7 protein-coding genes and 1 pseudogene are annotated in these 8360 nt (G+C 63.6%); 4 read left to right on the top strand and 4 right to left on the bottom strand.

Annotation, left to right across the window (positions count from 1 at the left end):
* Positions 1 to 1419: pseudogene (locus B3T59_RS21765) on the top strand (protein kinase family protein); the annotation flags it as partial.
* Here the strand turns inward: B3T59_RS21765 and B3T59_RS21760 are convergent.
* Positions 1403 to 2344 (bottom strand): sterol desaturase family protein, encoded by a 942-nt coding sequence (locus B3T59_RS21760; protein WP_064865273.1) that lies wholly within the window; start codon positions 2342 to 2344, stop codon positions 1403 to 1405. The pseudogene B3T59_RS21765 and the gene B3T59_RS21760 sit on opposite strands and share 17 nt — an antisense overlap.
* A gap of 195 nt (positions 2345 to 2539) precedes the next feature.
* Here B3T59_RS21760 and B3T59_RS21755 point away from each other — a divergent pair, with 195 nt between their 5' ends.
* On the top strand, positions 2540 to 3214 hold the full coding sequence (locus tag B3T59_RS21755) for a TetR/AcrR family transcriptional regulator (RefSeq protein WP_064865244.1): 675 nt from the start codon (positions 2540 to 2542) through the stop codon (positions 3212 to 3214).
* 83 nt (positions 3215 to 3297) lie between these two features.
* Positions 3298 to 3726 (top strand): PPOX class F420-dependent oxidoreductase, encoded by a 429-nt coding sequence (locus tag B3T59_RS21750; RefSeq protein ID WP_287005112.1) that lies wholly within the window; start codon positions 3298 to 3300, stop codon positions 3724 to 3726.
* Between the two features lie 122 nt (positions 3727 to 3848).
* Here B3T59_RS21750 and B3T59_RS21745 read toward each other — a convergent pair whose 3' ends face one another.
* Positions 3849 to 5735 carry an alpha/beta hydrolase gene (locus B3T59_RS21745; protein WP_287005111.1) on the bottom strand — a complete coding sequence of 629 codons (1887 nt, stop codon included), beginning with the start codon at positions 5733 to 5735 and terminating at the stop codon, positions 3849 to 3851.
* 169 nt (positions 5736 to 5904) lie between these two features.
* On the opposite strand from B3T59_RS21745, the gene B3T59_RS21740 reads away from it, so the two are divergent.
* The gene (locus B3T59_RS21740) at positions 5905 to 6561 is read left to right on the top strand and encodes a CPBP family intramembrane glutamic endopeptidase (RefSeq protein WP_376782616.1); all 657 of its coding nucleotides are present in this window, start codon (positions 5905 to 5907) and stop codon (positions 6559 to 6561) included.
* Between the two features lie 826 nt (positions 6562 to 7387).
* On the opposite strand, the gene B3T59_RS21735 is transcribed toward B3T59_RS21740, so the two are convergent.
* Positions 7388 to 8137, bottom strand: a complete 750-nt coding sequence (locus tag B3T59_RS21735) for a HEAT repeat domain-containing protein (protein ID WP_287005109.1) — start codon at positions 8135 to 8137, stop codon at positions 7388 to 7390.
* Entirely contained in the window at positions 8127 to 8327 is a 201-nt protein-coding gene (locus tag B3T59_RS21730) for a hypothetical protein (RefSeq protein WP_287005108.1), read from the bottom strand. Before B3T59_RS21730 ends, B3T59_RS21735 begins: the two co-directional genes overlap by 11 nt.
* Positions 8328 to 8360 lie beyond the last annotated feature (33 nt).

Here is an 8360-nt window from a genome sequence, read left to right as displayed (position 1 = left end):
CGCGAGGTCGGCCTGACCTTCGTCGACGCCGAGCAGCTCGCCCCGCCGCCCGAGCGCGGAGATCAGCCGAGCGCAAGCGATTCCGGCCCCCAGGGCGTTCTGACCCGGACTCTGCGACTTGGCCAGATCAGCTCCGCGGGCGTCGCACGTGTTCTCGACGTCGTGCGTGGCTCGTCGGGTGGAATCGTCGTCACCGAATGGGTCCCCGGTTCGTCGTTGGCCGACGTCGCACGCTCGGGTCCCTCCCCCATCGGTGCCGCCCGTGCCGTCCGTGCGCTCGCGGCTGCCGCCGAAGCCGCACACCGTTCCGGCGGCGCGCTCTCCATCGATCATCCCGACCGGATTCGGATCAGCACCGACGGCAACGCCGTACTCGCCTTCCCGGGAACCCTTGCGGGCGACGACAAATCGTCGGATGTCCGCGGACTCGGCGCCGTGCTGTACGCGCTACTGCTCGCACGCTGGCCCCTTGACGGCGAGACCGGACACCACCTCGTCACCACCGCCGACACGACGACGCCCGTCGGCGGACTCCCCATTGCCTCCCCCGGCCCAGACGGTGAGCCGATCGACCCGCGAGAGGTCAAGTCCGACATACCTTTCGAGATCTCCGCGGTCGCCTCGCGCGCACTCGACGGCGCACGCGGTATTCGCACTGCAGGCACCGTCCAGCACGTCCTCGACCAGGCAACCGTCCTCGATCTCCCGACCGACATGCTGCCCGCCATCAACGACGACGAGCCACCGGTGCGGATCGGCGCTCATGAACCGTCTCCCGCTGCTGCAGCTCGCAAACGCAACGTCGGGTTGCTCGCGGGCGCAGCGCTGCTCGCGTTGTTCGTTGTCATCGCGCTGATCGTCTGGGCCACAGGCATTTTCGGCGGCGACGAGGGCAATACCAACATCAACTCGATCCTCCCGACGACCTCCGCACCTGCCGCGCCGGGCTATTCCGCACCACCGCAGGCGGCCGCAGGCACAGCGATCCCGCTCAACGCGGTCTCGATCGTCGACTTCTCCGCTCAGCCGCCAGACAATTCCGTCAATCTGCAGAACGTGATCAGTGGGGCAGCTCCACCGTGGCGCAGCGACAGTTACCGGGGCTCAGCGGCTTTCGGTGGACTCAAGAACGGCATGGGCCTCATGTTCGACCTCGGCAGTGAGCAGAACGTCAAGGCTGTGACCATCAAGACGCCGACGCCCGGCTTCAACGTCGAGATCCGCACCGCACCGTCGGCAACACCGACCGCCGCGCAGACCTCGACGGTGGCAACCGGCACGGTCGACCAGCCGAGCACGACGCTGACGGTCGAAAATCCGCAGGGCAGCCGCTACGTGATGGTCTGGCTCACCTCGCTGCCGAGCACAGGAAACGGCAGCTACCAGGTACAGATCGGCCAGGTCACGATGGCGCGCTGACGCGCCCTTCACCGCTTTCGACTGTTCCGGCTTCCGTGGCGTCGGCTCCGGTGACGCTTGAGGGCGCCCACCCGGGAGGACCGAACACGTAACCCAGGCGGGCACGCCAGCTTGCCGCTGCACGGACGTCGCGCGCGATGCTCGCGTACTCGTGTGTTTGAAGCTTCACGATATTGTACGTACCGACCGGCTTGGTGAGTCCGTATGTGGGACGGTGTGTTTCAGGCGCGAACGAACCAAACAGCCTGTCCCAGATGATCAGCGTGCCTGCGTAGTTGCGGTCGAGATACTCCGGATCACTGCCGTGATGCACCCTGTGATGCGATGGCGTGTTGAAGACGAATTCGAAAGGGCGCCACATCTTGTCGATGCGCTCGGTGTGAATCCAGAACTGGTACACCAGGTTCAGCGAGTACGCGGCGAACACCAGCGCGGGCGGCACACCAAGGAGGGGGAGTGGCAGCCACATCACAAGGGCCGCACTGATATTCCACTTCTGCCGTAGCGCCGTCGCGAAGTTGAAGTACTCGCTCGAATGATGCGCTTGGTGAGTCGCCCACACCAGCCGCACCCGATGCGATACGCGGTGCGACCAGTAGAACAAGAAGTCGACGCCGAGGAACGCGATCACCCACGTGTACCAGGCGGTGACCGGAAGATGCCACGGCGCGAGGTAGGCGAAGATGGCCGTGTACACGAGCAACCCGAGCAGTTTCCACGCCGCGCTCGTCGCAATCGACACGACGCCCATCGACAGACTCGCACGAGCATCGCGCTTCTCGTAGGCACCTTTCGGCGGTCGGCCGTCGTCGTCGGATTCCTCGAGCTTGTAGGCCGCGAACCACTCGATGGCCAGCATCGTCACGAAGAACGGGATCGCGAGGACCGTCGGCTCCCGCATCGGGTCGGGGAGTAGGTCGAGCATCGTGAGCGTCACCTCCGGTCTACTATCTGACACGGCAGTGTGTCAGATTCATGTTGACACAGTATCGTCTCAGATGAGGCGTGTCCATGCCGACCGGTAGGCAGGACGAACAACGCCAGCAGGACACAGGGCCAGCAGGACACAGGGCCAGCAGGACACAGGGCCAGCAAAACCGACGAGACAAGAGAGGAATCCGTGACACTCGAGACCTCCCAGCCCGGACCTTCGGGGCGGTTGTACGCCGGGACCGGGCCCGAGCAGCGGCAGGCGCGGCGTCGGGCAGCTTTTGTCGACGCCGGACTGGACCTGTTCGGCCGCGAAGGCTTTCGTCACGTGTCGGTCAAGCGGCTCTGCGACGAGGCCGGCCTCACCCAGCGCTATTTCTACGAGTCCTTCTCCGACCGAAATGCGTTGCTGGCAGCGGTGTACGAACACTGCGTCGACGTCTGCCGCACGGCCGTGGGGGAGAGCCTCCTGCAGGTCCCCGACGCCTCCAACGTCGCACCACGCGAGCAGCGCCTCGCACAACTCACCCGCGTCGCACTCGACGCCCTGCTCGAACGTCTCACCGGCGACCGTCGGATGGCGCGGGTGATCCTCGTCGAGGTCGTCGGGGTCGACGCCTCGCTCGAGCGACTGCGGATGGACGCTATTCACGCGTGGGCCCAACTGGCCATCGACATCGCATTCGACGACGAGCAGCCGCCCGCGCGATTCCAACTCGCCGCGGTCGGATTGATCGGTGCTCTCACGCAGCTCCTCGTCGACTGGTACATCGCGACCGACGCCGGGGCACCGGCCGCAGACGTCTCCGACATCCGGGACGTCTGTGTCGAGATGTTCATCGCGACGTATCAGCGCCTGGCCTGACACAGGACCTACCCTGGTGGTGGATGTACCGCCGCGCTCTACCGCTGCACAACCGACGTCACCGGACGAAAGGTACCTGAGCCATGTCCACAGCCGAGCTGACCGACCAGGTCGTCGAATTCCTCACCACCGGAACCCGAACCGGCAAGATCGCGTGGGTGTCGAAGGACGGTCGAGCGCTGGTCACACCGATCTGGTTCATCGTCGAAGACGGCGCGCTGGTGTTCAACACCGGTATCGACACGTCGAAAGGTCGCGCACTGCAACGTGATTCGCGAGCGACGATCGTCGTCGACGACGAGAAGCCGCCGTTCTCGTTCGTGCAGGTCCAGGGCACCGTCGCCTTCGACGACGACCCCGCCGACCTACTGCGCACAGCCACGGCGATCGCCGAGCGGTACATGGGTCCCGACCTTGCCGAGCAGTTCGACAAGCGCAATGCGGTGCCAGGCGAAGCGCTCGTACGGCTGACGCCGACGAAGGTCATCGCCGCCTTCGACGTCGCGGACTGAACACCCCCGCCGCCGGTTGAGCCTGTCGAAACCACCCCAACCGCAGGCGCTGGTTGAGCTTGTCGAAACCAGCGCCGCCCGATGGTTGAGCTCGTCGAAACCACCCCCACCCGGTCGCAGTGCTACCCGTCGCGGTGCAGTCGCGGCTCGAGTTGCTGGGTCTTTTCGTCCGTCCAGCCGGGCGGCTGCAGGATGCGTGCCCAGGCGTAGGGGATTGCCGACTGATAGTTGTGGCCGTGGCCGTCGGGGACGTTGACCGACACCGCCATGTCGGCCGACACCTGCAGGAAGGTGACGAACGGAATCCAGTGCGTCGCGCTGATGACGTCCCTGCCGCGCTGTTCTTTGAGCCAATCCGGTTCGCGCAGAATGAGTTGCGGCGACCACCACGCGATGGGGTCGGACGCGTGCTGTAGATAGACCATGCGCGAGTAGTCCCACGGTGCGTCGGGCCGGTCGAGATCCTTCTCGTCTGCGATGAAGCGCACCTGCCTGCCGTTGTTGTAGATCGGCAGCCACTGCGGTGATCCCTTGTCGCGGCCCGCGGTGGCATCGTTCCAGAGCGTGTTGCTGAACGTCGGACCGGAGAGCAGCGCGCCGTCGGTACGGGCGGTGACGGTCGGGACGGTACCGAAAGCCGCTTCGGCGCCGAAGGATCCTAGGCTTTCGCCGAAGACGACGAGCTTGGGACGCTCCGCTTCGGGAAGCTCGCGCACCTTGGCGTCGACAGCTTCGAACAGTGACGTGCCCGCCTGGCGGGCACGTTCTTTGTCGACGATGAATGAAATCCAGCTCGGCAGATACGAATACTGCATTGCCACCGTGGCGACGTCGCCGTTGTACATGTACTCGAGCGAGTCGATGGTTGCCTTGTTGAGCCAACCGGATCCGGTCGTCGAGCCGATCGCGATCACCTTGCGCTTCAAGCCACCTGCGCGCACGAGCTCGTCTGCAGCCAACTGCGCGTTGGCGCGCAGATTGTCGCCGGAACCCAGCCCGACGAACGCGCGGATCGGCTCCATCGCCGGCTGCTTGTTGAACTCCGACAGCTTCGCGACATCCGGTCCGTTGGAGACGATTACGCGACCCTCACGCCCAAGCGACTCCCACGTCACCAGCGACCCGGGACCGCCTGATCGCAGCCCGGACGTCGGGGGAGCGGTGTTGGGCCGCACCTCGTCGTTGGCGGACGCGAAGGTGCTGTTGAGCGCCTTCATCGAATACTTCGCGACAACACCGTTGAGGATGAACACCGTCAGCAGCGCGACCACAAGCAGGCCCGCGACAGCGGCAACGCGCGGCGGAGCGATCTTTCTGAGCTGGCGCACAAGCCATATCACGAGACTCGCCCATGCTTGCCCGATCACCATCAGCAGCACGAAGACGAGCACAGCGAACACCGCGATGATCGGATACGCCGTCCAGGTGAGGTTTTCGACACCCATCAGATTGCGAATCTCGGTCTGCCACCGCGAATACCAGTACAGCATCACAACCGTGCCGATGAGCGCGATCACACCCAGTGCTATCCAATAGTTTCGCTTCGGCGACGGCCAGCGCTCCGAGCGAGACAGCATGTACCGCACCAGCCAGGCGATGAACACCCCGACGCAATAGCCAACTGCCGCAGCGCCACCCGACACGACGCCCTGGAACAACGGGCCGCGCGGCAGCAACGACGGCGTCGTCGACAACCAGAGAAAGACCGTCGCGAACATGAGGCCGGCGAAACTGATCCGATGCGCGTAGGCCAGCGCCGCGCGTCGTAGCTTCGACGACGAGCGCGGCGACGACTCACCATCCTCGCTCTCGACGGCGGGCTCGCTGTCTGAGACGGACTTGTTTTCGACGGTGGGCTCGCTGTTTGCGGCGGGGCTGCTGTCGGCTGCCGATTTGCTGTCGACGCTGCCGGGCTCGGCGAGTCGGCCATCACCTTCGGGTGGGCCACCCGAGGTGCTCGTCTTCGGCGACGCGTCGTGCTCGGAGCCGGTCGCTGGCTTGTCTGGCACCTGGGCACCCCTTGTGGTCATCGGACATCGATGTGACTCGTGAATCCTAAACCTGTGCAACGCTACCGTGGTGAGCCGCGACGACAGTATCTCATCTGCGAACCCGCGCTTGCCCGATTCTCAACAGAGTCGTCGACTGTGGTTGGTGCCGATCGTTGGTGCCGCGTTGATGCTGACGGCACAGATGTGCGCCCATTTCCTGCACCTTCCGGGCGTCGAATGGTTGGTGACCGTCGCCGCAGTGGTTGCCGTGTCCATCGCGCTCGCTGCGGGCCTCACACACGAGGATCTGGGCCTCGGTCGCGCCGGCCTACGCAGCGGCGGACGGTACGCGCTGGTCATCGTCCTTGCGGTCGTTGTTGTGGTCGTTGTCGGTGTTGCCATTCCGCCGACACGCGAGTTGTTCCAGAACGACGCCTACCGCGACCTCGGGCATGCGCTACTCGCCGCGTTCGTCGTGATTCCGTTCCAGACAGTGCTACCCGAGGAGTTGTTCTTCCGCGGCGTGCTGTTCGGCTCGCTGCGCCGACTCACAACGCCAACACGCGCACTGCTGATCCAAGCCGTGCTGTTCGGCTGTTGGCATGTGATCACGTCGCTGGGACTCACTGCCGGCAACGCGGGCCTGTCCGATCTCTTCGGCCACAGCGTGTTCGCGCAAATCATCGGAGTTGTCCTGGCCGTCGCCGTCACGTCAGCTGCGGGTGTACTCCTCGGATGGCTCCGCGTACGCAGCGACAGCCTGCTCGCTCCCATCGCCCTGCACTGGGCCGCCAACGGCATCGGTGCCGTCGGCGCCGCACTCGCCTGGCGATTCGGGAGATAGGCGTATCGGGCGACAGACGAGCTCACCGAATCGGCGAACCACATGCCGCTCATCATCCTCCGAAGAAGACGGTGAGCTATGCGCCACCTACGTCCTACAGAGGGATAAGCGAAGGCCACCAGGGTGGTGTCCCGCGTGGGCATCGGTCTTGCATCACGCCAGCGGCGTCGTGCTGCCACGCGACAACTGCCCACAATACGAGACCCAGACGCTGGATCGAGTAGCCAGGACAGCGTAAGCCGCCCAGCAGAAGACCAATACCGTGAGAGCTGTCAACGGAGCGTATCCAGCAATTCCCCAGGCTCTGTTTGCATCCCACTCTGTGTCAGTGCAGGCGGCCCAAATGCTCGGGAGCAGTCGGAACACAGCGATCCCCGCCCCGACAGCTAGCAACGGAACCCAGAGGACCCCGACGCGACGGATTGTCTCGATCACGAGCCGCCGTCGTCACGGATTTGTGTCACCTTCTTGCCTTCAGACTCAGCCTTGGCAAGCTCATCGACTACTTGTGCGACACCCTCGTTGAATTGAGCTCCGGTCATGTTCGGCCCGTACTCGTCATACCCGTTCAAACCAAGCCGCATCCGCAGCAAGCTGATCCAAGTCTTTCCAGAAATCCCACCATTCAGGCGCCTAATCTGCGTTCATTCCTCGGATACTCTTAATAGCATCAGACTTTGAATTCTTCATCATCTCGTTGTACATCCAGTGGCGGACATCCGTGAAGCGCTGTTCATCGGGAGAAGTGACATTCGATGCAAGGCTCTCCGTCTTACGGTCCGATGCATCTCGGCAAGCAGTTCGAGTGGACGCTCGATTGGATCACTCATTTCGCGGTAGCTTTCTCGAGCTTCGCAATTGCGCGTTTGGCGTCGCGCTGGATGAGGTCGCGCGGATCGTCGAGCCATGGCCGCAAGATCTCGATGTCCTCGGGCCGTTTCATACGTGCAAGCGCGGTCATCGCGGCCTGGGTGACCTCTGGGTCGGTGGCAAGCCGGTGCACCAGCAGATCGTGCGAACGATCAGTGCGGAATCGGCCCAGATAGTGCGTCACCGCATTGCGGACACCACTATTCGAATCTCGCAGGAGGGCAACCATTCGATCGTTGTCGGCTTTGGTCGCGATGTAGTCGAGCGCACGCGCCGCCTCATATCGCACTCCTTCCGGCGCCCAGGATTTGTCGAACTGCCCAAACAACGCCTCAATGGTCTCCCGGTCACCTTTGGCGGCTGGATCAATAAGATTGATATTCAGGCACATCCAGATCGAGTCTTTGTGTTTGCGTTCGGCTTTCGTGCGCCGCGGCTCGGGCAACCGCTCGTCGATGTAGTTGATCCAATCGGTGAACACCGGCACCGCAGCAGGCATCGTCTTATACAAGTACCTGAGCGGGTCTAGATAGTAGGTTTTGTAGCCCATCCGCGCAAGATCACGTACCAGCCGGAAGTCGACACCGGCCTGACCATCTTTGATGCGCGTCGGCGGGTCCGACAACCACTCCGGCCCACGCGGCATATACGCGAACCGAAACGGCGGCGGATCGGGCAGATCCCGAAAGAACTCATCAGCTGTCACGGAACGGGCACCCCGCTATGGAGTTCTGGTTTTCAGGGTCGGGCGGTGTCCACCCCGGACTCGGTGTGAACGGTTCCGGCTGCGGATTGCCGAAAGGCACGTTGTCGAACAATTCTTCGCGAACGATGGTCAGCTTCCCTTGATCGGCGAGGTCCTGGATCGTCGGACTAATTTGTGTGCGGTCATCCACAATTAGCACCTTCGTGTATTGCTTATGCTCATC

Source organism: Gordonia sp. UBA7860 (assembly GCF_002500165.1).
Lineage (GTDB): Bacteria > Actinomycetota > Actinomycetes > Mycobacteriales > Mycobacteriaceae > Gordonia > Gordonia sputi.
Note: the sequence above shows the minus strand (reverse complement) of the source record. Positions and strands in the feature narration are given on the sequence as shown.